The sequence below is a fragment of the Actimicrobium sp. CCC2.4 genome (genome assembly GCF_034347385.1).
Classification (GTDB): Bacteria; Pseudomonadota; Gammaproteobacteria; order Burkholderiales; family Burkholderiaceae_D; genus Actimicrobium.
The window spans coordinates 1,588,524-1,614,230 of sequence record NZ_CP133777.1 but is presented as its reverse complement, the minus strand read 5'-3'; the positions used below and the strand labels follow the sequence as shown (position 1 = coordinate 1,614,230).

The following is a 25,707-nucleotide window of genomic DNA, read 5'->3' as shown; positions in this document are numbered from 1 at the left end:
AGCGACAATCGACAATCCCACCCCTATGTGCGCTATCGCACAGCGCCGTTTTCCGTCCCGCGCTAGCCTAAATCCGTTATCGGCGCGTTTTACACGCGCATCTCCCCTGAACACCTTCGACGCCTGCATGCCCCGATAAGCTTGTCGCGCCCGCGCTGCCGCCCGCCGTGCACGCCGCAGGAGTCGTCTGCCAGAAAGAGACGTCCGACATTGATGAACGTACTGCGCAAACTCCTGTTCGATTCCGTGCCTGCGATGGCGACGCTTCAAGCTGTCGACGCGGCCCGTTCCGCTGCCGGTGACGAACCGCCGTTACGCGCCGAGCTCTATGGCGCAGCGCAGATGGAGCAGCATGGCGCGGTGCTGGCGGCCTCGCATACGGTCATCGAAGAACCGGGGCGCGACCAGTTGCTGGCACGTCTGGCCAGCAATGAAACCATCATCATCGATGCCTGCAATCTGCTCACGACAGCAGTACGCGAGAACCGCCAGATCACGCCGGCGGCCGAGTGGTTGCTGGATAATTTTTATCTGATCGAAGAACAGATCCGCACCGCAAAGCGCCATCTACCCAAGACCTACAGCAAGCAGCTGCCGCGCCTCGCCACCGGCGCGTCGGCCGGCTGGCCGCGCGTTTATGACCTCGCGCTGGAGACCATCGCGCATGGCGATGGCCGGGTCGATCCGGAAAGCCTGCGGCTATTTGTCGCGGCCTACCAGCGCGTGCTGCCGCTCAAACTGGGCGAACTCTGGGCGATTCCGATCATGCTGCGCCTGGCCTTGATCGACAACCTGCGGCGTGTCGCTGCGCGGCTCGATATCAGTCTGCTCAATCGCACGCTGGCCGATACCTGGGCCGACCGCATGACCGAGACCGCCGACAAAACACCCGGCAATCTGATTCTGGTGGTGGCCGACATGGCCCGTTCCGCACCACCGCTGGTGCCATCGTTCGTGGCCGAACTGTCGCGCCGCTTGCAGGGCCAGAATCCGGCACTGGCGCTACCGCTGACGTGGATCACGCAACGCCTGTCGGAGTGCGGCGAAACCATCGAACACCTGGTGCAGCTCGATGCGCAACAACAGGCGCGCGACCAGGTTTCGATCAGCAACAGCATCGGCAGCCTGCGTTTTCTGGGCGCGATGGACTGGCGCGATTTTGTCGAGGCACTCAGCGCCGTCGAAGAAACGCTGCAGCAAGATCCGCATCAGACCTACCGGGCGATGGACTTTGCCACGCGCGACTGCTACCGCCACATCGTCGAGCAACTGACCCGCGGTACCACGCTGACCGAACAAGAAGTCGCTGCCCGCGCCATCGCACTGGCGCAGCAAGCCGTCATCGTCCATGGTGCCGAACACCGCAACGCGCATGTCGGTACCTATTTGCTCGGTCACGGCCTGGCTGCGCTGGAACACGACATCGGCTTTCGTCGCACAGTGCCGCAGGCACTGCGGCACATCGTCAAGCGCTGGCCGCTACGCGCTTATCTCGGCGCGATGCTGGTCCTGCTGGCACTGAGCTGCACTGCCATCGTGCTGCAAGCCGGCGATGTGCAGGGCTGGCTGCTGGCCATCGTCATCGTGCTGGCCGTACTGAGCAGCAGCCAGCTGGCGCTCGGGCTGGTGAACTGGCTAGCAACAATGCTGGCGATACCGCAACCGCTGCCCCGGATGGATTTTTCGGCAGGCATACCGGCTGAGGCGAGTGCGCTGGTGGTGGTGCCGACGATGCTGTATTCGATCGCCGGTATCGACAGCCTGTGCGAAGCGCTCGAAGTACGCTACCTGGCCAACCGCGATGCGCATCTGCGCTGCTGCCTGCTGACCGATCTGCCGGACGCCCCTGCCGAAACCCTGCCCGGTGATGAGGCACTGGTGGCCCATGCCGCCGATGCCATCGCCGCTCTCAACCGCAAATACGCCGGTCAGTCCGGCAGTCCGTTCGTGCTGCTGCACCGGCCGCGACGCTGGAATCCGCACGAGCAGGTCTGGATGGGATTCGAGCGCAAGCGCGGCAAGCTGAGCAATCTGAACCACTTCCTGCGCGGCGGCGGCGCTGCCGCGTTTGCGTGCATTGTCGGCGACACCGCAGCGCTGCAGCAGGTGCGTTACGTGATCACGCTCGATACCGACACGCTGCTGCCGCGCGATGCGGCGCGCCAGTTCATCGCTACGCTGGCGCATCCGCTGAACCGTGCCAGCTACGACGCGCGCCTGCAACGGGTCACCGGGGGCTACGGCATCCTGCAACCGCGCGTGACTTCCAGCCTGCCCGGCACTCACGCGTCGCTCTACGAAAAACTCTGCACCGGCGTGCCCGGCATCGATCCTTACACGCGCGCCGTGTCGGATGTCTACCAGGATCTGTTCCACGAAGGCTCGTTCATCGGCAAGGGCATCTACGATGTCGACGCCTTCGAACAGGCGCTCGACGGCCGGCTGCCCGATAACCGGATTCTCAGCCACGATCTGCTCGAAGGTTGCTATGCCCGCGCCGGCCTGATCAGCGACGCCCAGCTGCACGAAGAATATCCATCGCGCTACGGCGATGACGTCCGGCGCCGCCATCGCTGGATACGCGGCGACTGGCAATTGCTGGCGTGGCTGTTGCCGCGCGTGCCCGGACCGACGAGGGCCACCGGTACGCCCGCGCCTCGCCAGCGCAATCCGCTGTCGGCACTGGCACGCTGGAAAGTACTCGACAACCTGCGTCGCAGTCTGGTAGCACCGGCACTGACGGCGCTGGTGCTGGTCGGCTGGACGCTGCTCGAGAGCGGCTGGATCTGGACACTGGTGGCGCTGCTGATCGTACTGACACCCAGCTGCATCACGATACTGGTCGGCGTGCTGCGCAAGCCGGCCGAAGTGCTGCTGGTGCAGCATCTCAATGAAGTCGGCCGCAGCGCCGGCCAGCATCTCGCGCATGGCGCGCTGCAGCTGACCTTTTTGCCGCACGAAGCGGTCTACAGCCTCGATGCGATTGGCCGCACGCTATGGCGCATGCTGATCTCGCAACGCCACCTGCTCGAATGGCAGCCATCGGGCAGCCTGGCGCGCCGCGACGGGTCCGGCCTGCTCGACAGCTGGCGCACGATGTGGATGGCACCGGCTCTGGCGCTGGCGAGTGCCGGCTGGCTGATGGCGGTGCGGCCGATGGCGCTGGTGTTCGCTGCGCCGTTGCTGCTGTTGTGGTGGATTTCGCCGACCGTGGCCTGGTGGATCAGCCGGCCGCAACAGCGTCGCGCGACCGCGCTGACGCTGGAGCAAACCACCTACCTGCGCCGGCTGGCACGCAAGACCTGGCGCTTTTTCGAGACCTACCTCGGTCCCGATGACCACTGGCTGCCGCCCGACAACGTGCAGGAGCAACCAGTGGCCGTGATCGCCAGACGCACCTCGCCAACCAATATCGGCCTGTCGCTGCTGGCCAATCTGGCCGCCTGGGACTTCGGCTATCTGACGCTGGGCCGGCTACTGGAACGCACCGGCAACACGTTGCGCACGATGGATTTACTGGAGCGCTACCAGGGCCATTTTTATAACTGGTACGACACGCAAAGCCTCAAGCCGCTCACGCCGATGTATGTCTCGAGCGTCGACAGCGGCAACCTGTCCGGCCACTTGCTGACACTGCGTCCCGGCCTGCTGATGCTGGTACATGCCCCCATCCTGCCGCCCCAGAGCATCGATGGCATTGCCGATACGCTGGCGGCTCTGGTGGCCAGTGGCGACAAGACCGTGCTGGCACCGCTGGCCACCTTGCGTGCACGCCTCGAACAGGCCGGCGGCACGCCCGTAGTCAGCCTGCACGGTGCCTGCGCGATGCTCGCTGCGCTGGCCGCTGATGCGGCAGCCTTTCGTACCGGCCTGCCGGCAAGCGCCAATATCGATCTGCACTGGTGGGCCACTGCGCTGGCCAGCCAGTGCCGCGAACTGCATGATGAACTGATCGTGCTGGCACCGTGGCTGCTGTTGCCGGTGGCGCAGCAGCAGGCATGGTTACCGGCCCTGCGCAGCGCACTCGACGATGTCCCGACGCTGGCCGGCCTGGCTCGACTCAGAGGCACGCTGCAGCCACTGCTCGATGCCCAGCGCGCCGGTCTGCCGGAAGACGACGGTAGTTCCCACCTGCTGATGGCAGCCCTGGAGCAAGGCAGTCAGTGCGCCGCCGGGCGCATCGCCGAACTCGAACGGCTGGCCCTGCAGGCCGGCGAATTTGCCCGTGCCGATGTCGACTTCCTGGTCGACCACACCACCAAACTGCTGGCCATCGGCTACAACGTCAGCGAGCGCCGGCGTGACGACAGCTTCTATGATTTGCTGGCGTCCGAAGCACGGCTGGCCACCTTTGTGGCCATCGCCCAGGGCCAGTTGCCGCAGATCAGTTGGTTCGCGCTCGGTCGTCAGCTGACGATCGCCGGCGGCGACCCTATCCTGCTGTCCTGGAGCGGGTCGATGTTCGAATACCTGATGCCGCTGCTGGTGATGCCGACCTTCGACAACACCCTGCTCGACCAGACCTGCCGCGCCGCGGTCCAGCGCCAGATTGATTACGGCGCGCAGCGCGATGTCCCGTGGGGCATTTCGGAGTCCGGCTACAACACCTTCGACGCCGCGCTCAATTACCAGTACCGCGCGTTCGGCGTGCCGGGACTGGGCCTCAAGCGCGGGCTGGGCGACGATCTCGTGGTCGCGCCGTATGCGACGATGATGGCGCTGATGGTCGCGCCCGAAGCGGCCTGCCTGAATCTGCAGCGGCTCTCGGGTGACGGTTTCGAAGGCCGCTACGGCATGATCGAGGCAATCGATTACACGCCGTCGCGGCTGCCGCGCGGCCAGTCCTTTGCAGTGATCCAGTCGTACATGGTGCATCACCAGGGCATGGGTTTTCTGAGCCTGGCCTACCTGCTGCGCGAGCAACCGATGCAGCGCCGCTTTGCCGCCGACCCGCTGTTCCAGGCCACCATGCTGCTGCTGCACGAACGTATCCCGAAAGCCTCGGCCGGCTATGCCAACACCACCGATCTGGCCGATATCCGCACCAGCGCCAGCGATCACGCGATGCCGATGCGGGTGTTCCAGCGCACCGACAGCCGCATCCCCGAAATCCAGCTGCTCTCGAATGGCCGTTACCACGTCATGATCAGTCATGCCGGCGGCAGTGCCAGCCGCTGGAAAGACCTGGCCGTGACGCGCTGGCGGGCCGACAGCACGCGCGACAACTGGGGCAGCTTCTGCTACGTGCGCGATGTCGACGACGGCTATTTTTGGTCCAGCACTTATCAGCCGACGCTGGTCGAACCGCAGCATTACGAAGTGATTTTTTCGGAAGGCCGGGCCGAGTTCCGCCGTACCGACCATGACATCGACATGCATACCGAAGTCGTGGTCTCGCCCGAAGACGACATTGAAATCCGCCGCAGCAAAATCACCAACCGCTCACGCCATCGCCGCACCATCGAGCTCACCAGTTACGCCGAAGTCGTGCTGGCACCGGCCGCCGCCGACGCTGCCCATCCGGCGTTCAGCAACCTGTTCGTGCAGACCGAACTGCTGGCCGACAGCGGTGCAATCCTGTGCACGCGCCGCCCGCGTGCGTTCGGCGAACAGCTGCCGTGGATGCTGCATCAGGTCGTGGTCCATGGCCGCGCCGTCGGCACGGTCTCGTTCGAAACCGACCGGCTGGCTTTCATCGGCCGCGGCAATGCCCTGACGGCACCGGCGGCACTGACCACGCGCGCCGGGGCGCTGTCGAACAGCGCCGGTTCGGTGCTCGATCCGATCGTCGCGGTGCGTTACCAGATCACGCTCGCGCCCGAAGAATCGGTCATCGTCGACATCGTCACCGGCGTGGTCGACACGCGCGACGCGGCGCTCTACCTGATCGCCAAATACCGCGACCGCTATCTGGCCGACCGCGTCTTCGAGCTGGCCTGGACCCATAGCCAGGTCGTGCTGCGCCAGCTCAATGCCAGCGAAACCGATGCCCAGTTGTATGGCCGGCTGGCCGGCTCCATCGTCAGCATGAACCCGGCCCTGCGCGCCGATGCCAGTACGCTGATCAAGAACCGGCGCGGCCAGTCGGGCCTGTGGAGCTATGCGATTTCGGGCGACCTGCCGATCGTGCTGGTGCAGATCAAGGAGCTGGCCCATATCGAACTGGTGCGCCAGCTGGTGCAGGCGCATGCGTACTGGCGCCTGAAAGGCCTCGCGGTCGACCTCGTGATCTGGAATGAAGACCACGCCAGCTACCGCCAGCAACTGCACGAACAGATCATCGGACTGATCGCTTCCGGCATCGATGCGCAAGCGATCGACCGGCCCGGCGGCATCTTCGTGCGCCAGGCCGAACAGATCGGGCCGGAAGACCGCATCCTGATCAAGTCGGTGGCCCGCGCCATCCTGAGCGACCAGCGCGGCACGCTGGCCGAACAGATCAATCGGCGCAGCATCCCCGAACTGCGCGTGCCGCCACTGGTGCCGTTGCGCGTGGCCCCCGATGCATCCGCCATGCCGCCGGTAACGATCCCCGCTGCCGAACGCGTCCTCGATAATGGCCTGGGCGGCTTCAGTGCGGATGGCCGCGAATACCTGATCACGACCTCGGCCAGCCAGCGCACGCCGGCACCGTGGAGCAACGTGCTGGCCAATCCGCATTTCGGCAGCGTGATTTCCGAGAGCGGACAGGCCTACACCTGGAGCGAGAATGCGCATGAATTCCGCCTCACGCCATGGAATAACGACCCGGTCTCGGACAGCAGCGGCGAAGCGTTTTACTTGCGCGACGACGACAGCGGCGCATTCTGGTCGCCGACACCGTTGCCGTGTCGCGGCAGTGGCACTTACCAGACCCGGCATGGCTTCGGTTACAGCGTCTTCGAGCACCAGCAGGACGGCATCCATTCCGAACTGTGGGTGTATGTCGCACTCGATGCGGCGATCAAGTATTCGGTGCTGAAGGTCACCAACCGCTCGGGTAGGCCGCGCCGCATGTCGGCCACCGGCTATGTCGAATGGGTGCTGGCGGACCTGCGCGCCAAGTCGTCGATGCACATCGTCACCGAGCTCGATCCGCTGACCGGCGCGCTGTTTGCACGCAATCCGTACAACACCGAATTCGCCGAGCGCATCGCCTTCTTCGATGTCGATACACCGCAGCGCAGCGTCACCGGCGACCGCACCGAATTCATCGGCCGCAACGGCACGCTGGAGAATCCGGCAGCGCTGAGCCGGGTGCGCTTGTCCGGCAAGACCGGTGCCGGCTTCGATCCGTGCTCGGCGATTCAGGTGCCGATGGAGCTGGTCGATGGCCAGCAGCGCGAAGTCATTTTCATGCTCGGCGTGGCCGGCCGGCGCAGTGCCGATGTCAGCGACCTGGTGCAACGCAACCGCGGCACCGGCCCGGCCCGCGCGGCCTTCGATGCGGTGCATGCGCACTGGCTTCACGTGCTGGGCGCAGTGCAGATCGAGACCCCCGACGCGGCCGTCAACGTGCTGGCCAACGGCTGGCTGATGTACCAGACCATCGCCTGCCGGCTGTGGGCCCGCAGCGGGTACTACCAATCGGGCGGTGCGTACGGTTTCCGCGACCAGTTGCAGGATGCGATGGCGCTGATCCATACCGAACCGCGGCTGCTGCGCGACCAACTGCTGCGCTGCGCCGCGCACCAGTTCGTCGAGGGCGATGTCCAGCACTGGTGGCATCCGCCGGCCGACCGCGGCGTGCGCACGCATTGCTCGGACGATTACCTGTGGCTGCCGCTGGCAGCGCATCGTTACATCACCGCCAGCGGCGACCGTGGCGTGCTTGACGAAGTCACGCACTTCCTCGAAGGCCGGCCGCTCGCCGCCGGCGAGGATTCGTATTACGACTTGCCGCAACGCTCGGTCGACACCGCCAGCCTGTACCAGCACTGCGTGCGCGCGATCGAACACGGCTTGCGCTTCGGTAGCCACGGCTTGCCGCTGATCGGCTCGTGCGACTGGAACGATGGCATGGACAAGGTCGGCGAACACGGCAAGGGCGAAAGTGTCTGGCTGGCGTTCTTCCTGGTCGACGTGCTGCAGCGCTTTGCCGAAGTCGCGACCCTGGTCGACGACCTGCCGTTCGCCACGCGCTGCCATGAACAGGCCGCGCTGTTGCGCACCAATATCGAAGCCAACGCCTGGGATGGCGACTGGTACCGGCGCGCGTATTTTGATGACGGCACGCCGCTCGGTTCGGCCGGCAATGACGAATGCCAGATCGACTCGATCTCGCAAAGCTGGGCCGTACTGTCCGGTGCCGGCGACCCGGTCCGTGCCGCCCACGCAATGGAGCAGGTCAACCAGCGCCTGGTGCGACGCGACGCCGCGCTGATCCAGTTGCTCGATCCGCCGTTTAGCACCTCCGACCTGAACCCCGGCTACATCCGCGGCTACGTCCCCGGCGTGCGCGAAAACGGCGGCCAGTACACCCACGCCGCGATCTGGACCGCCATGGCCTTCGCCAAACTCGGCGACGGCGCGCGCGCCTGGGAATTGCTCGACATGATCAATCCGGTCAACCATGCCCGCACCGCCGACGAGGTGGCGCTGTACAAGGTCGAACCGTACGTGGTCGCGGCTGATGTCTATGCCGTGTCACCGCATGTCGGACGCGGCGGCTGGACCTGGTACACCGGCTCGTCAGGCTGGATGTACCGGCTGATCATCGAATCGCTGCTGGGGATTACGCTGGAAGTCGATCGGCTGCATCTGGCGCCGTTGCTGCCGGCGGGGTGGAATACGTTCACGCTGCGCTACCGGTATCGGGATAGTGCGTACCTGATCACGGTGCGGCGTGGGGCGGTGGCGGGGTTGATGGTGGATGGGGTTGCGGTCGACGGGGCGACGGTCGCGATGGTGGATGATGGTCGGGAGCATCGGGTGGAGCTGGTGGTGGGGTGAGTTTTTGCGAGCAATCTGTCACCTGATTGGAAACGGATTTGCCACTGAATATCATTGCCAAGTCGTAGGGTGCAATAACCGTAGGGCATTGCACCGAATGCACTGATCACCGTCGCCAATGCCGGTGGCTCGCGACGGTCTGCAAGCGCGGGTTGTGCCGGAGGTTGCTCGCTGCAAACGCGATTTGCCAGGGTCGGCATTTTTTCCGCAAGCTGTATCGCGTAAATCACCCTGCGCCCGGCAACGTCATGCGCGCTGTAATGGAACTGTCGGCTAGGGATGATCACTCAATGCTGCCATTTCATGCACCGGCTTGTGCCGGATACGCCAACCAACCACCGTCACTCTCCATTGCCATGCTGAACAAACTTGATCACCGTGCGTCACCTCGTGCCTCAACTTCAGAACTACCCGAACTGGCCGCCTCGCGTCAGCCTGATCAACCTGCTTCACCAACGGCGGGTGGTTCGTCTGTGCCGCGCGGGCCGCATGCGGCCCGCGACACGGAGAGAGCTGATTCGGTCGCTGAGCGGACCGGTCAGCACTGAGCAGTTTGAAAAGGAGCTTAACGAATGGGTTGCGAAAGCCAAGGGGAATGAAAACCGAACGGAGGCTGCCAGAAGAATTTCTGAGTGCTTTCGGGAAAATGGCACTGAATTATTCTTGGATAAGCTTGCATTGCGAACTTTGCCGGATTGCATCGGCGACTTGAAATCGCTTCAACTACTGGCAGTCATGGACAATAAACTCACAAGATTGACTGACCGCGTCGGCGACTTGTCAAAGCTTGGATTTTTATTTATCAACCACAATAAACTAACAGAACTGCCTGACAGCATCGCCGACTTGTCAAAGCTTTGTGCTTTGATTGTAGACAACAATCAACTCACGGAATTACCTGAATGGGTCGCAAAATCATCAAAAATTTTCTACTTGGAGGTTTCTGTCAACCCATTGTTATTTTCGTCCGAACGAGTCCGCAACATGCCAGCGTTCGAGGGAAGTTCAAGGAATCACGAACTCCTGCACCTCCCTAATACACCACCAACACCAGCCCCGCACGCCAGCCTAGCGACGGACACGATCACCGCTTCGCCCACCGACCAACCCACCCTCACCCCCGACCAACACCACCGCATCGAGCAATTCCTGGCCGCTAACCCCGCATCGAACCACCCCACATTCACCACCGAAGACCGCACCAACCTGAACACGTTTTTATCGATACAGGACGCCATCAACACCCTCATCATCCAGCCAGCGCCAGCACCGGGCGCATCGATACCCCACGAAGAAATGAACAAGCTGATCAATTTCATGCAAATCAAATTTGCCGACGACCTTGAAAAACAGCAGTGGGAAGCCGAAATCGGGGCGCTGAAAACGGTGCATGCGGCGACTGCCAAAAGCGGATTGCTGCTCTATAACCTGCTGTTCGGTACCTTGATCGGCCTGCACAAGAACTCGCCACAATTATTTTCCGGCGCGGCGAACATCAACGCCGGCGCGGCGTCGTCGGGCGGGGCACTGATTGGCAAAGCCCTCAACGTGTTGAACCTCATGCCGATGGGCGGCAATCAGCTGGCATCGGCGGCACGCGCCGCCTTCGACAAAATCGACCAACAACATGTGGCGAGAGACTTGCTGACGGGGCTCAATGCGATGGCATCGATCGGCAATACCGGCACGCGGCTGCAGCAGGAGCCGGCGATGCAACGACTCACCCATGCACTGGTGTACCGGCTGACCTTGCACCACTGCGACAAACTGTCGCGGGAGGACGGCATGGTCATGCGGTCCGCCAAGAGCATGCTCGGCATAGACGACCGCAGCATCACCAATTTCCAGAACTATGCAGTGAGAATAACCGACGCGATCATGTCGTCGGAGTCAGCGAATGTCTTCAAGGCTGGCAATCTGGATGACGTCATCACCCATCTGCTTACCGGGGCGCTGACCAGCTTCAAACGATCGTCTGCGGAGGCAAGAAAAACAGCCATGCAGCTCGCCGAACGACACGGACAAATCATCGGCAGGCTGGAGGCAAATGCCGGACCTGTCGACACGGCACCGGCGCGCCCAGCATTGCGGACAATTAATGTGCGTGACCTGCGCAGTTCATCAGGATGGGTCAGGCCGAGGAGGCCGTGCGGCAGGACTTGGTGAACGAGATGGGAACTAAGGAACCTGCGGCCGGCGAGGCCATTTCACCGATATCACGGCGCTTGCTGGACAAGATGTACCTGTCGGGGGATGAAGACGAGGTGCTGAATGCGGCGGGACAGCTCGATACGCGAATGCAAATGAAACAGGCGCGGCAGCAGAACGCGCAGCTGCATAGCGAGCGGCAAGCACAACAGGCCACGCTGGTCGATCTGAGCGCAGGAATCAACGCCATGCAGGCGACGCTTGACGATACGCCCGCAAAAGTCGAGCTAGTCAAACTTGGCGATCACGTCGCTCGGCTGGTGCAAGCCAACCAGCGTTCTGACGGCGTGGTGCGGAAGCTGGAACAGTCGGTAAGCAAACTGGAAGCAGAGGCCGATCCCGGCGCACCGTCAGGAAGTGGTCAAGTACAGGTTCAGCTGAGCCGCGCACAAGGCCGGCGAGGTGCGACAGGTCAACAGGCTGACCTCGAAGAAGTGAAGGCACACGCCAATCTGATGTCGCTGGCGATTACCGACCTGCAAGGAAGGCTGGGGGACGAGACCGTGAAGCCGCTACCGGATCCGAAGGAGGACAGCAACCGCCGCCGGCTGTTCGGAAATTTTTTGAGTAAGGCGAGCCGGTGATAGCGCCGTCATGCGGACAACGCCATCAGTAGAGTCCGGCACATTGACGCCGGATGTGACGAAGATGGCGTGTCCAGTGCGCAGGGCATGCCAGTTATTGCGTCGTTCCACCCCCTATTTTAAGCAATGCACAAGACGGATATACACGTTGACACGTCATCCGCTTTGTTTACACTGAGCCTGTCAACAACCAAGGAGCAACCATGAGCAAAACCGCTACTTTGACCGTGCAGAAGTGGGGCAACAGCCTCGCTGTTCGGATTCCCGCCGCGCTTGCCCGCAAAGTCAATTTTGTAGCAGGACAATCGGTGGAGGTGACGACGGATGATCTGGGTGTGGTGGTTCATCGCAAAGGGTCGCCACCAATGACTCTCGCACAAAGACTGGCCGCATTCGATCCGGAAAAACATGGTGGAGAAGCCATGGCCGCAGGACGTCTTGGTGCCGAAGTGTTCTGATGGCCAGCAAAATCTGGGTCCCAGATCGCCAGGACATCATCTGGATCGATTTCAATCCGCAAGTCGGACGTGAAATGAAGGACATGCACCCGCTGTTGGTGTTGTCGCCCAAAGAATTCAATGCTCGCACCCGGATCGTGATTGGATTGCCGATGACGACATCGCAATCCAACGACTCCAATCCATTTGCCGTGAAATTCGTTGGCGAAAAAGGAAAGGCGGGTTACATCCTCGCGCACCAGCCGAAAAGCTTTGATTGGCAGTTGCGCGGAGCTAAACCGCATCCGTGGAAAAAAATACCGACAGACGTCATGACTTCGGCTGGCAAGCTGCTAAACCAGATCATCACGATCGGTGACTAGATGGACGGCCCCCCGATCCCTAACTTTGCCTCTAACTGCCATCAACAATAACTTCCATTTGCACGATAACAATAGCAATGTTATCGTGCGTTTATCGAGTTACAAATCCCAAACACCGTGCCCGCCCTTGCCACCAGCGCTCAGAACTACCTGCATGAAACACTCGGCGTCGCCACGTCGAAACACCAGCCGTGGGCGGGCCTAGAGAACCTGCCCTATTTTTTGCGGGACGCCTTCGACTTCTGGCAATTGGACATCCTTGGCCACCAGGTTTTGCTGGCCCTGGAACGACATCCGGACCAACCGTCCATTGCCGATATCCGGAACCGGCTGGACAAGTTGCGGTCGGTCGCCGGACAGCCGGTGGTCTATGTGACAGAGGCACTCGCCTCCTACGAACGCAAACGCTTGATCGCACAAAAAGTGCCGTTCATTGTTCCCGGCAACCAGCTCTATCTGCCCGACCTGGGCCTGGACCTGCGCGAATACTTCCGCCAGCGCCCCAGCCCGGCAGACGTTCCGCTCAGCCCTTCGGCCCAGGCCATGTTGATCGCCGCTCTGCTGCGCCCCCGCTGGGAGACAGAATGGCACCCTGCAGAGACCGCCACCATCCTGGGCTACACGCCGATGACGCTCTCGCGCGCGGTACGCGAGCTGGTGGCGGCAGGACTCGCACAGGCCCACAAGGCCGGCCGGTCGCAGTATCTGAACATGACGCACCCTGCGCGCGAGACTTGGGAGCGAGCAATCCCGCTGCTGCGCAATCCCGTGCAGCGCACCGTCTGGACATCCACGCAGACACCGACCGAATTACCGGTGCGCCTGGCTGGCCTGAGCGCACTGGCGCAACGCTCGATGCTCACGGAACCCGCATCGCAGGTATTCGCCGTGAGCCGCTCCGCATGGCAGGCACTGAAGGCAGACATCGTCGAACTGCCAGAAGCCATGCCCGGGGCCAGCCAATGGCAGTTGTGGAACTACACCCCGACGCTACAACCAGACAGCGACACGGTGGACCCGCTCTCGCTGATGCTGAGCTTGCGGGAAAGCACCGATGAACGTGTCCAAAGCGCACTGGACGCCTTGAAGGAGCAATTGCCATGGTGAAGGGGCTCGATGTTTTCCGGGCATGGTTCGCCGACTACCAGGACCAGTACGTCCTGATCGGCGGCACGGCGGCCACCTTGGCTATGGAAGAGGCGGGGCTGGACTTCCGCGCCACCAGGGACCTGGATGTCGTGTTGCATGTCGAGGCGCTGACGCCCGCATTCGGCGCAACCTTTTGGCGGTTCATCGAAGCCGGTGGCTATACGATCCGGCAAACCAGCGACACGGGCAAACCGGCTTTCTACCGCTTTCAGAAGCCAGCCGACAACAGCTTTCCGGTCATGGTCGAACTATTCTCTCGTGCGCCCGACAGCCTGCGACCCGTCGCGAACGGGCAGCTCACGCCTATCCCTTTCGACGAAGCAGTTTCCAGCCTGTCGGCCATCCTGCTCGACGACGCCTACTATGCGTTCATCTTGGCCGGGCGGCGCGAGATCAATGGTTTGCCTTGGGTCGGCGAGGATCGCCTGATCCCGTTGAAAGCCATCGCCTGGCTGGACCTGAGCGCCCGCCGGGAACAGGGCGAACAGATAGACGCCAAGAACATCCGCAAGCATGCCAACGATGTCCTGCGACTTTCGCAATTGCTCGCGCCCACAACGCGCATCCCTCTCGAAGCGAAAATCGCAGATGACATGAGAAGATTTTTGGATGCCGCGGTAACCGACAACACCATTGATCCCAAGACCCTGGGACTTGGCCGGGCGCCGCTCGCCGATTTTCTGGATCGAATCGCACTGGCCTATGGCCTCAACGAGGGAAAGAGTTCATGAGCGGGCTTGATGGGACCGAGGACAGAAGCACAGGCTTCACTTGACTCGTTGTCCAAGGGCTGTAAGAGATGCCGTTTGCGGCCACTTCGGGGCCTGCAAAGAACTAAAAAGATACCCGTATTTAAAATCAATCTGATGGATTACTTATGAAAATAGCAACGTGGAACGTCAACTCCCTCAAAGTCCGCCTGCCGCAAGTGCTGCAATGGCTGGCCGACAACCCGATTGATGTGCTCTGTCTGCAAGAGACCAAGACCATCGATGAAAAATTTCCGCAGGCCGAGATCGAGGCGGCCGGTTATCACGTCGCGTTCAGCGGCCAGAAAACCTATAACGGCGTGGCCATCCTGTCGAAGCAGCCGATGACGGACGTGGTGCGCAACAACCCGCATTTTGCCGACGAGCAGCAGCGCCTGATCGCCGCGACCATCGATGGCGTGCGCGTGATTTGCGCGTATGTCCCGAACGGGCAAGCGCCGGATTCCGACAAGTATCAGTACAAATTACGCTGGCTGGATGGCTTGCAGCAATGGCTGGCGCTGGAGATGGCGGCGCATCCGAAGTTTGCGTTGCTGGGCGATTACAACATCGCCCCGGAAGACCGTGACGTCCACGATCCGGCTGCGTGGGTCGGGCAGATCCTGGTGTCGGAACCGGAACGCGCCGCCTTCCAGCGCATGATCGCGCTGGAACTGACCGATGCGTTCCGGCTGTTCGAGCAGGCCGACAAACTGTTCAGCTGGTGGGATTACCGGCAGATGGGATTCCGCCGCAATGCCGGCATGCGGATCGACCATATCCTGCTGTCGAAGGAACTGGCGGCGGCCTGTACGTCCTGCGTGATCGACAAGGTGCCGCGCAAGTGGGAGCAGCCGTCGGATCACACGCCGGTGGTGGCGACGATTAGGTTGGGTTGGGCTGATCAGGACTAGATTAGACCGCGAAATTCCGGATCGGCCAGAATCGAGTTGATCGAGACTTGTACCGTCGCGTTCTTTGCCTGCGCACTGACAACATGCCTTGAAACGATAGGTTCGAGCTTACCGAGCAAGTCCTTAGCGCGGTCATCGGAAAAATCATGGAAGACGATGTCATCCACCCCGACTATTTTCGCTGCCAGCATTTGTGCTGCCGTCGAAATAGCCAGATTGTTAGCGAATGCGCCACAGCCAAACTGGCCGGTATGAATACGTAATTCCCGCTCATTACCTGCATTATTTTTCGCCATTGCAAAGCCGGCATGCGCAGTTGAAAAAATATCCATGAACGCGGAATTAATGTCCGCCTCTTCTGCTTTTTTCCAATCTGGCCTGAATTTTTTCCTGCCGACATAGAAACTAAAATTCGGCGCAGCAATCGCAAGCCAATTTGTCTGCAGACAGTCGTCTATTTTTTTATAGATTTCGCCTAATAATTTATCTTTATCAAGGTGTGCCGCTTTGCCGCCGTAAGATAAAAAATTCGCTACGCGTTCGGCACCTTCAATCAAAATAGACGCGGGCGCATTGTTGTCAGGCCGCCTCGTCAAGAAGTTGCGTCCGTAAGAATAGTGCGCTGGAAATTCCTTTTCTTTTTTAAAAAAATTGTCATTGGTCAGATGAGCAAGTGCAGTCATGTCGTCCTCTTGCGCGTAGCTGGCAATCGCGCCCAATCCGACATTCTCGATGAACGCTATCTCCTCTTGTGCGAAGTTATCGTCACGCTTCCAGCTTCCACCCAGGCAGGAATTCGCGAAGTCAACATGCACTTCATAGACCGGTTTCCGGGGCACAGGCTGCGAGGCTGACGCCGCGCCAACTTCGGGACTTTTCTTCGATGCAAAATAAAAAGCTGGATCGCTGCTGACCGTGCATTGGTCAGGGTCGCCAATTTCCTTTTCCAGATGATTGCCATCGCGGTATGAGTCAACCGTCGCCGCCTTTGAAAAGAACGCCTTCAGCGGCGGTTCCGCTAGCGGTGCGTTCGCGTGACTTCGGTGTTCTGCATACAGTATATTTTGTTGCTTGAATAAAGCTTCCTTATTTGAATTCAATTCGAACATCGCTAAATCCGGCAGTGTTTTACAAGGAAACAAATAGGATTCGTACATTTCGCCAGGCTTGGATAGTAATTCCGGCTTCAAAAGAGCTGCTCTGAAAGAATTTATCCTAATGTCCTTGTCATTCGAATTAACATTTTCTTTCAACACATTAAATAACGCTTTTGCCTCTAATGACTTACCAAAAAGACTCATGGAACGGATGGCGGTTGAAAATGCCTTATCGTCAGCCGAAGATAGTATCCATGGATAATTCGACGGTTCAATACCTGCGGATTTTACGACTACACTTCCATTTAATATGAGATTACCCGCCTTTAGGGTTCGATGAAATTTATCTGAAATATTTCTTATTATTTCTGGATTATCCCGACACTCCAAAATATTATCTATAGATAATATTTTTTCTGGTTTCGATAAATCTTCCAATATTTTTTAAGTAATAATTATTTCGTCTTTGACTGAAGGGATGCTGGGACCTTGCAAAACGTCATCGTTAGGCTGTGGAGGCGTCTCGCCTTGCCTCGAGGTACTCGCCACATCTAAACGCAAGCTCTGCGCTGCCGCACTTGCTCCGGGACTAACGGGACTCGCCCTGCGCGGCGACACGTCCCCCAACTTCTTTTCCAACGCCCCGTACAACTCCCACAACTGCGCCTCCGAATGCACAAAATGCGAACTACGGATCTCGCGCCCCTCGTCGATGGTGGGCTTCAATGCTTTGCGTAATTGAGCTTCGTCTCTTACCGTGCCGTCCGCTATTTGCCGGCAAATTTCCCGATACGTCATCAGGACCGCATTACGGCCATAGCCGGCGGTGCTGAGTATCAGCGGATCGCACTGATCAAGTGGGTTCTCGTTTGCCGATGGGGGTGCTTGGTGCATATCCAGCAGCTTGCTTGCGCGATCGATCTGACGTGCGTCCAACAATTTATTGGTGAACTTATAGCCCGCTTGTACTAGCGGGATGGTCAGTGAGTGGGTCGGAGAATCGTTGTCGGTGACCGTCAAGCTAAAAGACCTGCCATCCTCGCTACCGTCATGGTTTTGCGAAATACTGGTCAGGCTATAACGCCCGTTGAGTTCTATGGGATTGCTTTCATTTTTGTCCAACATCTCCTGAAGCATCACCGCCATTGTTTTGCCCTTTGAATCCTCGCCAAAGCGATGCGCCTTGGTGGAAACGAACTGAAAAATACCCTGCCCAGACTCAACTCCCTGCAGCACAAAATTCTTGCACGAGTCTTCGTCGGAAGGCGACTGTCCCACTGCGTAATTGCGTCCATTGGTCGTAAGCATGTGGGCATGGATTTTCGGGCCCTTGCCGGGCTCTCCGACCGAGATCGTCTTGTCGTTCTTGACGCATTGGATTTTAGTCAAGTTAGGCCGAACAATCGTTGGCGCATAAAAAGTGACTGGGACTCGCTGCATCACGTTTTCTTTTAGCGTCGTCCACAGCGTTGCTATGTACTCGCGTACACCTGGTGACCGGGGCGAGCTAGAAGGTGTGTTTCCTGATGGGGTGTTGGAACGGGTAGAAAAGGAGCGGCGAGAAGTAGCAACGCGAGGAGGCATGAGTTAATCCCAAAAAAACCGGCGCGCGGCGCCGTACCGGGATCAATGCATCATGCCTTGGGGGAAATAAAACGCGGGGTGCTACGAACGCGACCTGCCACGATCCATTGAAACCACCGGTGAGTAACCGTTCTCTGGAACTGGTTCCAGAAAATTATCGGTGGCGGCACAGCAGAAAAAAAGAGCAGCGCCACTGGCGTCGCTCCGGTGCGCGCTGCGATTACTTCGCGGTAGCGGCTGGCATCTCAGCAGCGGCGGCTTTGTCGCCACGCATCATGCGGTGATGCTTCTTGCCGTGGTGCTTCTTACCATGATGCATTTTGTCGCCGTGCATCTCGCCATGAGGCTTGTTGCCGTATTCCATTTTGCGCATTGTCTTGGTGCCGTCCAGCATGTTGCTGCCGGAAGGTGCCGATTGAGCGTAGCCGAGTGCCTGCGCACGCTGCTCGATGGCGGCGATTTTTGCGGGGTCGGTGCTCTCGGTAATACCGGCGGACAGTTGTGCGTTGGCGGTGCCGGCTAGGCCGGCGAAGGTCATCAGGATGACGAGGGAAAGTTTGTTCATGCGTTCTCCGTAAGCTCAATGAATAAGTGGTGCGTCGGGAATGCCGGTGGCACGGTTGGTGTAGCCAGCACCCGACTGCCAGTATGACGAACGCGACACGCGTCAGTTCCTTCGCGAAGATGATCGCAGTACTTAATCGGTGGCGTATGTGCGACGGCTCACTTATCCGGGCTTTGTGGCGGTAGCGCGGCTCAGGCCAGTGGTTTTTTGCCGACCAGTTGCTTCTCGAACGCGGCATCGTTCTTCGTCATGCGGCGTGGAATCTGCGGGCCGAAGGTGTTGACGAAGGCGACGAAGTCATCGAGTTCCAGCAATGCGGACAAGCGCGACGCCGGGTCGGCAGCCGGGCCAAGCAGCAGGCAGAACAGGCCGGCGGAGGTGCGCATCATCGCGTAATCGGGATTACCGCTGCGGGACTTCAGGCGTTCGACGGCGGCAGTGGCACGGGTGGATCTCACGGGGGCTCCGGGGGTGGGGTGATGGGGACGCTATTCTGGCATAGGGCGGGCTGCGGGGTGGTTTGGTGCGCTCAATGCGCTTGCAATGGCGGATCGCTTGCACGACAATCGCTCGTATGAAAGCGATTAAACCAGTTAACCGATCAGATACGAGCGCTAAACTCGTATCATCACCGCCGCCGTTGCCGGTCCGGCGCGCGCTGGCCAAGTTCGGCCACGATCTCGCCCTCGCACGCCGCCGCCGGCGCTATTCGCAAGTCTCGATGGCGCAACGTATCGGCATTTCGGTGGCGACATTGCGCCGCCTGGAAAAAGGCGATGGCACCGTGGCATGGGGCACCATCGTGCGGACCATGCACGTGATGGGCGAACTGGCCAGGATCGATACGCTGCTTGACACCGGACAGGACGACCTCGGACTGGCACTGTTGGACCAGCAACTGCCGCAACGCATCCGTCGCAAGAAGACCAATCCGGAAAGTGGAGGCTTATGAGCGCGGCGATGGTCCGGAATGTTGCGGTGTGCATAGGGGAAGCCGGCACCCTCGCTGGAACGCTCGGTTATGCCAAAAGCGGTACCCGCGAAAACACGACGTTTGCCTACAGCACAGCATGGCTGGACAGTGCCGACCGCTTCATGCTGTCGCCGGATTTGCCACTGTTCAGCGGCAACCAGTTTCACAAGGCGGCAACCAAAAACGATTCCGTGTTCCATCTGGCGATTGCCGATACTGCACCCGATGGCTGGGGCTGTCGCGTGATCGCAAGGGATCATGCCAAGCGTCGCAAGTCGGCCCTCGCAAAGGGCAGCGACGTCACTTTTGCGGCGCTCACCGAATGGGATTATCTGACTGGCGTTGATGACATCAGTCGCATCGGTGCATTGCGCCTGCGGGATGACCAGGGCCATTTTCTGCGCAATATCGACGCCGGCGAACGTGCAACGCCACCGCTGCTGGAACTGGACCATCTGCTCGATGCGAGCCATGCCGTCGAGCGCGGCACCGAATCCGCTGCCGATTTGCGCTATCTGCGCGGACGCGGTACGTCGCTCGGCGGACTCCGTCCAAAGTGCAGCATCGTCGACGAGGACGGGCAGTTGGCCATCGGTAAATTCGCTAGCGTGAACGACGCACGCAGCGTCACCCGCGGAGAAGTGCTGGCGCTGCATCTGGCACAAGCGGCCGGCATCAACGCCGCTCAAGCCCGCATCGTCTGCACCGGTGATGATCCGGTTGCCGTGATACGCCGGTTCGACCGCACCGCCAACGGCAACCGGATTCCGTACTTGTCAGCGGCATCGATGCTGCAGGCCAGACGGGACGACGAACGCGCCTATACCGAAATCGCCGATTGCCTCATCGCCAGCAGCCCCGACCCGCAACGCGACCTGGCCGAACTGTGGCGACGGATCGTCTTCAACCTGCTGATCACCAATGTCGACGATCATTTGCACAATCATGGATTCCTGCATGCCGGCCACGGGCAATGGCGGCTGGCACCCGCCTTCGATATCAATCCATTCCCTGACAAGGAGCAGGAACTCAAGACCTGGCTATCCGAAGAATCAGGCCCGGTGTCGTCGATCACGGAAGTCATGCAACTCGCCGGCTATTTCTGGCTCAAGCCGGAGCAATCACTAGCTATCCTCGCGCAGGTCGTCAAGGCCATCGGTGGATGGCGCGACATGGCGATGACCAAACCGATCGGGATGCTGGCGCGTGACCTTGCGGACTTCGCACCGGCGTTTGAACATGTGCAGATGGAGCGGGCCAGGGAACTGCTTTAAGCAATGCCGCCGGGCGTGCTCATCCGCCAACCCCAAGTATCGATGGCGGATCGTATCGGCATTTCGGTGGCGACATTACGCAACCTGAAAAAAGACGATGGCACTGTGGCATGGGGCACCATCGTGCGGACCATACACGCAATGGGTGAACTTGCCGGGATCGATGCGCTGCTTGACACTGGACCGGACGACCTGAGGCAGGATCAAAGTCGTGACGAGCAGATTTTAAAAGGCTTTTCTCTTGCCGATCTGGACAAGGAAACCGTGCAAAGTTTTCGCCACTTATTGTCTGCACATAAAAACAGCCATCCCTGGCTGAGCTTGAATGATCAGGATTTTTTAACTTGCCTGGGTTGCTGGCGACGCGATCGCGAAACACAGGATGAATTGTTTCTAATAATCGGACTGGGTGAACGTGCTGGATCAGGTGTGCCAAAAATTCGGCAAGGCTGGACAGAACAAGGGAATAACCTGCGTTTATTGGACGAAGCGGCACCTTTTGACCAGACAGTGATGGAACTGAATTGGGGTAGTACTCCGCAAGAAACTACCCAAGAAACTACCCAAGAAACTACCCACGAAACGATCTCCGGCAAACTACCGAAACCAAGACTAAATCAAAAGCAACAAGAGGTTCTAGACTATTTGCGGCTGCACCCTTCGGCTACCCGTCAGGAATTAAGTCAGGCAATAAACGCCATTAGTGAAGACGGCATCAAATACACGTTAAAGGTACTGCAAGACCAAGGCGTGATTGCCCGAATAGGTTCCAACAAGACTGGGTACTGGCTAATAAAATAATTTTACTGAAGACCACCCAAGACAAAGCTTCATTCATGCTAATTTTGTGCCCCTTTTATTCTCTTCTTCCGCATCCACAATGCGTGGCTGAGTACATGGCGCGTGGGTCGGCATAAAAGGGGAAACTCTAATCGAGAATCGAGGTATTTCTCTACCAAATTACCCCATTCTTCCAGCGATTACCCCATTCACCCCGGCACCCGCACCATCCCCTCCATCAACACCCGCGCACTACGACTCATGATCGCCTTCGCGACACGCCACTGGCCATCGACCTGACTGGCTTCAGCCCCCACCCGCAATGTCCCCGACGGATGCCCGAAGCGCACCGCATTACGCGCCCCGCCACCCGCCGCCAGATTGACCAGCGTGCCCGGAATCGCTGCCGCCGTGCCGATGGCGACAGCCGCCGTGCCCATCATCGCGTGATGCAACTGTCCCATCGAGAGCGCACGCACCAGCAAATCCACATCACCGACGGCGACCGGTTTACCGCTCGAAGAGACATAGGCCGCCGGCTTCGCGACGAAAGCCACTTTCGGCGTGTGCTGGCGCTTGGCGGCTTCGTCGATGTGCTTGATCAGGCCCATGCGCACGGCACCATAAGCGCGGATCGTCTCGAACATGGCCAGTGCTTTTGCATCGCCATTGATCGCGTCCTGCAACTCGGTACCGATGTAGCCGATCGCGTCGGCGTTGACAAAAATCGTCGGGATACCGGCGTTGATCATTGTCACCGTGAAGGTACCGACGCCGGGCACCTCAAGCTGATCGACCACGTTCCCGGTCGGGAACATCGCGCCGCCTGCGCCTTCTTCATCAGCTGCCGGATCGATGAATTCGAGTTGCACTTCGGCCGCCGGAAAAGTCACGCCGTCGAGTTCGAAGTCGCCGGTTTCCTGCACTTCGCCGTTGGTGACCGGCACGTGCGCGATGATGGTCTTGCCGATGTTGGCTTGCCAGATGCGGACGATGGCGATGCCGTCTTTAGGCACGCGGCTGGCATGCACCAGTCCGCTGCTGATCGCGAACGCGCCGACGGCAGCTGACAGGTTGCCGCAGTTGCCGCTCCAGTCAACGAAGGCCTTGTCGATGGCGACCTGGCCGAACAGGTAATCGACGTCATGGTCGGGCTTGCTGCTCTTGGACAGGATGACGGTCTTGCTGGTGCTGGACGTGGCCGCACCCATGCCGTCGATCTGCTTGCCGTACGGGTCGGGACTGCCGATGACGCGCAGCAGCAGCGCATCGCGCGCCGCGCCGGGGACTTGTGCCGCAAAAGGTAAATCCTGCAGGCGGAAGAACACGCCCTTGCTGGTGCCGCCGCGCATGTAGGTGGCGGGAATCTTGATCTGGGGTGGGTGGAACATAGATGATTCTCCTGAAAAAAATAACGGGGTGGCACATCGCTGCACCACCCCGCGAGGCTGATTCCGGCTACGGATGATCAGCGCAGATTACGCCGCTTTGGTCGACTCGAGAAAGTCCTGCGCAAAGCGCTGCAGTACGCCACCGGCTTCGTAGATCGCGACTTCTTCGGCAGTATCGAGACGGCAGGTCATCGGTACGGCGACCTGTTCGCCATTCTTGCGTGTGATCACCAGTGTCAACGTACTGCGCGGTGTGCGATCCCCGATCACATCGAAGGTTTCGGTGCCGTCGATGCCCAGAGTCAGGCGGTTCACGCCAGCCTTGAACTCCAGCGGCAACACGCCCATCCCGACCAGATTGGTCCGGTGGATGCGCTCGAAGCCTTCGGCCGCAATCGCTTCCACGCCGGCCAGCCGCACGCCCTTGGCTGCCCAGTCGCGCGACGAACCTTGTCCGTAGTCGGCACCGGCAATGATGATCAGCGGCTGCTTGCGTTCCATGTAGGTTTCGATCGCTTCCCACATGCGGGTGACCTGGCCTTCAGGCTCGATGCGGGCCAGCGAACCGGCCTTGACCTTGCCGTTCTCGAGGACCATTTCATTCTTTAGCGTCGGGTTCGCAAACGTCGCGCGCTGCGCCGTCAGGTGGTCGCCGCGATGCGTCGCATACGAGTTGAAGTCGACTTCCGGCAAGCCCATTTTGGCCAGATACGCACCGGCAGCGCTGTCGAGCATGATCGCGTTCGAGGGCGACAGATGGTCGGTGGTGATGTTGTCTCCGAGGACCGCCAGCGGACGCATGCCGGACAAGGTGCGCAAGCCTGCCAGCGCGCCTTCCCAGTACGGCGGACGGCGGATATAGGTGGTGGCCGGACGCCAGTCATACAGCGGGCTGACCTTCACGCCATCGTCGGCCTGCCGCGCGAACATCGGCGTGTAGACCTTGCGGAACTGTTCCGGCTTGACGCTGGCAGCGACGATGGCATCGATCTCTTCATCGAGCGGCCAGATGTCGGCCAGCAGCACCGGCTTGCCATCGTGATCAAGACCAAGCACGTCTTTTTCGATATCGAAACGGATGGTGCCGGCAATCGCATACGCCACCACCAGCGGCGGCGATGCCAGGAAGGCCTGCTTCGCATACGGATGAATACGACCGTCGAAATTGCGGTTACCCGACAACACAGCCGTGGCGTACAGGTCGCGCGCGATCAGCTCTTCCTGAATCACCGGATCGAGCGCACCGCTCATGCCGTTGCAGGTCGTGCAGGCAAAGGCGACCACACCGAAACCCAGTATCTCGAGTTCCGGCAGCAGCTTGGCGTCTTCCAGATACAGCGCGACAGTTTTCGAGCCAGGAGCCAGCGAGCTTTTTACCCACGGCTTGCGGGTCAGGCCGCGCCGGTTGGCATTGCGTGCCAGCAGGCCGGCAGCAATCATGTTGCGCGGATTGCTGGTGTTGGTGCAGCTGGTGATGGCGGCGATGATGACCGCACCGTCCGGCATCAGGCCGGGCTCATTCTCGACCTTGCCGGCAATGCCGCGTGCGGCCAGCTCCGACGTTGGCACGCGCTTGTGCGGGTTCGACGGACCAGCCACCGTGCGCACGACTGTGCTGAGGTCAAAGTGCAGCACGCGTTCGTACTTCACTTCGGTCAGCGTGTCGGCCCACAGGCCGGTTTCACGCGCATACAGTTCGACCAGCTTGACCAGCTCGTCATCGCGTCCGGTCAGCTTCAGGTACTTGATGGTTTGCTGGTCGATGTAGAACATCGCTGCGGTGGAGCCATATTCCGGTGCCATGTTCGAGATTGTCGCGCGGTCACCCAGCGTCAGGTGGGCCGCACCGGCGCCGAAAAATTCGAGGTACGCCGACACGACTTTGGCATTGCGCAAAAACTCGGTCAGCGCCAGCACCGTATCGGTGGCGGTGATGCCGGGCAGCGGCTTGCCGGTCAGCTCGACGCCGATGATGTCCGGCAGGCGCATGTACGACGCGCGTCCGAGCATCACGCTCTCGGCTTCGAGACCGCCGACGCCAATCGCCAGCACGCCCAGCGCATCGACCATCGGCGTGTGCGAGTCGGTACCGACCAGCGTGTCCGGGAAGGCCACGTTGTCTTTCACCTGCACCACCGGGCTCATGCTTTCGAGGTTGATCTGATGCAGGATGCCGTTGCCCGACGGGATCACGTCGACGTTCTTGAACGCCTTCTTGGTCCAGTCGATGAAATGAAAACGGTCATCATTGCGACGGTCTTCGATGGCGCGGTTCTTTTCGAACGCATCCTTGTCGAAGCCGGCAAATTCCACCGCCAGCGAGTGGTCGACCACCAGCTGGGTTGGCACGACCGGATTGACCAGCGCAGGGTCACCGCCTTCGGCAGCAATCGCATCACGCAGGCCGGCCAGGTCGACCAGCGCGGTCTGGCCGAGGATGTCATGGCAGACCACGCGCGCCGGGAACCACGGAAAATCCAGCTCCTGCTTGCGCTCGATCAGTTGCAACAGCGAGGCCTTGAGCGTCGCCGGACCGCAGCGGCGCACCAGGTTCTCGGCCAGCACGCGCGACGTGTACGGCAAGGTGGCGTAAGCGCCGGGAGTGATGGCATCGACGGCGGCGCGGGTGTCGAAGTAGTCGAGCGTGGTGCCCGGCAGGGGTTTGCGGTAGTCGCTATTCATGGCGTC

Annotated in this window: 17 protein-coding genes; 11 read left to right on the top strand and 6 right to left on the bottom strand. The window is 60.2% G+C overall.

The features are described 5' to 3' along the window. Positions 1–213: 213 nt before the first annotated feature. The 8 genes from RHM62_RS07480 (at position 214) to xth (ending at position 15,355) form a co-directional block, all read left to right on the top strand. Positions 214–8,931 (top strand): GH36-type glycosyl hydrolase domain-containing protein, encoded by an 8,718-nt coding sequence (locus tag RHM62_RS07480; RefSeq protein WP_416172298.1) that lies wholly within the window; start codon positions 214–216, stop codon positions 8,929–8,931. A 369-nt stretch (positions 8,932–9,300) separates the two neighbouring features. Next, positions 9,301–11,097, top strand: coding sequence for a hypothetical protein (locus RHM62_RS07475; RefSeq protein ID WP_322124893.1), 1,797 nt, complete (start codon positions 9,301–9,303; stop codon positions 11,095–11,097). After that, a complete protein-coding gene (locus RHM62_RS07470) occupies positions 11,094–11,723 on the top strand; it encodes a hypothetical protein (RefSeq protein ID WP_322124892.1) in 630 nt (209 codons plus the stop codon). Before RHM62_RS07475 ends, RHM62_RS07470 begins: the two co-directional genes overlap by 4 nt. A gap of 203 nt (positions 11,724–11,926) precedes the next feature. Then, on the top strand, positions 11,927–12,181 hold the full coding sequence (locus RHM62_RS07465) for an AbrB/MazE/SpoVT family DNA-binding domain-containing protein (RefSeq protein ID WP_322124891.1): 255 nt from the start codon (positions 11,927–11,929) through the stop codon (positions 12,179–12,181). Then, entirely contained in the window at positions 12,181–12,543 is a 363-nt protein-coding gene (locus tag RHM62_RS07460; RefSeq protein WP_322124890.1) for a type II toxin-antitoxin system PemK/MazF family toxin, read from the top strand. The genes RHM62_RS07465 and RHM62_RS07460 overlap by 1 nt, the downstream gene beginning before the upstream one ends. A gap of 117 nt (positions 12,544–12,660) precedes the next feature. Continuing rightward, positions 12,661–13,650 (top strand): hypothetical protein, encoded by a 990-nt coding sequence (locus RHM62_RS07455; RefSeq protein WP_322124889.1) that lies wholly within the window; start codon positions 12,661–12,663, stop codon positions 13,648–13,650. Next, a complete protein-coding gene (locus tag RHM62_RS07450; protein WP_322124888.1) occupies positions 13,644–14,423 on the top strand; it encodes a hypothetical protein in 780 nt (259 codons plus the stop codon). Before RHM62_RS07455 ends, RHM62_RS07450 begins: the two co-directional genes overlap by 7 nt. 146 nt (positions 14,424–14,569) lie before the next feature. Further along, positions 14,570–15,355: an exodeoxyribonuclease III gene (gene xth / locus RHM62_RS07445; protein WP_322124887.1), complete on the top strand. Its 786-nt coding sequence runs from the start codon at positions 14,570–14,572 to the stop codon at positions 15,353–15,355. On the opposite strand, the gene RHM62_RS07440 is transcribed toward xth, so the two are convergent. The 4 genes from RHM62_RS07440 to RHM62_RS07425 all read right to left on the bottom strand — a co-directional run bounded on the left by RHM62_RS07440 (position 15,352) and on the right by RHM62_RS07425 (position 19,059). Beyond that, on the bottom strand, positions 15,352–16,890 hold the full coding sequence (locus RHM62_RS07440; RefSeq protein ID WP_322124886.1) for a hypothetical protein: 1,539 nt from the start codon (positions 16,888–16,890) through the stop codon (positions 15,352–15,354). The two genes, xth and RHM62_RS07440, sit on opposite strands and share 4 nt — an antisense overlap. Before the next feature lie 6 nt (positions 16,891–16,896). Continuing rightward, on the bottom strand, positions 16,897–17,841 hold the full coding sequence (locus RHM62_RS07435; protein ID WP_322124885.1) for a hypothetical protein: 945 nt from the start codon (positions 17,839–17,841) through the stop codon (positions 16,897–16,899). A gap of 415 nt (positions 17,842–18,256) precedes the next feature. Further along, entirely contained in the window at positions 18,257–18,601 is a 345-nt protein-coding gene (locus tag RHM62_RS07430) for a hypothetical protein (RefSeq protein ID WP_322124884.1), read from the bottom strand. A gap of 191 nt (positions 18,602–18,792) precedes the next feature. Further along, positions 18,793–19,059 (bottom strand): hypothetical protein, encoded by a 267-nt coding sequence (locus RHM62_RS07425; protein WP_009667343.1) that lies wholly within the window; start codon positions 19,057–19,059, stop codon positions 18,793–18,795. A 182-nt stretch (positions 19,060–19,241) separates the two neighbouring features. On the opposite strand from RHM62_RS07425, the gene RHM62_RS07420 reads away from it, so the two are divergent. The 3 genes from RHM62_RS07420 to RHM62_RS07410 are packed head-to-tail and all read left to right on the top strand — an operon-like array spanning position 19,242 to position 21,649. Next, entirely contained in the window at positions 19,242–19,553 is a 312-nt protein-coding gene (locus tag RHM62_RS07420; protein ID WP_322124883.1) for a helix-turn-helix domain-containing protein, read from the top strand. Continuing rightward, positions 19,550–20,848 carry a type II toxin-antitoxin system HipA family toxin gene (locus tag RHM62_RS07415; protein ID WP_322124882.1) on the top strand — a complete coding sequence of 433 codons (1,299 nt, stop codon included), beginning with the start codon at positions 19,550–19,552 and terminating at the stop codon, positions 20,846–20,848. The genes RHM62_RS07420 and RHM62_RS07415 overlap by 4 nt, the downstream gene beginning before the upstream one ends. Positions 20,849–20,851: 3 nt before the next feature. Continuing rightward, a complete protein-coding gene (locus tag RHM62_RS07410) occupies positions 20,852–21,649 on the top strand; it encodes a hypothetical protein (protein ID WP_322124881.1) in 798 nt (265 codons plus the stop codon). Between the two features lie 188 nt (positions 21,650–21,837). On the opposite strand, the gene prpF is transcribed toward RHM62_RS07410, so the two are convergent. Together prpF and acnD are read right to left on the bottom strand one after the other, a co-directional pair. Then, positions 21,838–23,019 (bottom strand): 2-methylaconitate cis-trans isomerase PrpF, encoded by a 1,182-nt coding sequence (prpF, locus tag RHM62_RS07405; RefSeq protein WP_322124880.1) that lies wholly within the window; start codon positions 23,017–23,019, stop codon positions 21,838–21,840. 87 nt (positions 23,020–23,106) lie between these two features. Further along, entirely contained in the window at positions 23,107–25,701 is a 2,595-nt protein-coding gene (gene acnD, locus RHM62_RS07400) for a Fe/S-dependent 2-methylisocitrate dehydratase AcnD (protein ID WP_322124879.1), read from the bottom strand. Positions 25,702–25,707 lie beyond the last annotated feature (6 nt).

Excerpts from the sequence above, each read along its gene's own strand:
- RHM62_RS07415 (WP_322124882.1), top strand. The coding sequence starts at position 19,550 with ATGAGCGCGGCGATGGTCCGGAATGTTGCGGTGTGCATAGGGGAAGCC.
- acnD (WP_322124879.1), bottom strand. The coding sequence starts at position 25,701 with ATGAATAGCGACTACCGCAAACCCCTGCCGGGCACCACGCTCGACTAC.
- RHM62_RS07460 (WP_322124890.1), top strand. The coding sequence starts at position 12,181 with ATGGCCAGCAAAATCTGGGTCCCAGATCGCCAGGACATCATCTGGATC.
- RHM62_RS07410 (WP_322124881.1), top strand. The coding sequence starts at position 20,852 with ATGCCGCCGGGCGTGCTCATCCGCCAACCCCAAGTATCGATGGCGGAT.
- RHM62_RS07480 (WP_416172298.1), top strand. The coding sequence starts at position 214 with ATGAACGTACTGCGCAAACTCCTGTTCGATTCCGTGCCTGCGATGGCG.
- xth (WP_322124887.1), top strand. The coding sequence starts at position 14,570 with ATGAAAATAGCAACGTGGAACGTCAACTCCCTCAAAGTCCGCCTGCCG.
- RHM62_RS07465 (WP_322124891.1), top strand. The coding sequence starts at position 11,927 with ATGAGCAAAACCGCTACTTTGACCGTGCAGAAGTGGGGCAACAGCCTC.
- RHM62_RS07430 (WP_322124884.1), bottom strand. The coding sequence starts at position 18,601 with ATGAACAAACTTTCCCTCGTCATCCTGATGACCTTCGCCGGCCTAGCC.
- prpF (WP_322124880.1), bottom strand. The coding sequence starts at position 23,019 with ATGTTCCACCCACCCCAGATCAAGATTCCCGCCACCTACATGCGCGGC.
- RHM62_RS07450 (WP_322124888.1), top strand. The coding sequence starts at position 13,644 with ATGGTGAAGGGGCTCGATGTTTTCCGGGCATGGTTCGCCGACTACCAG.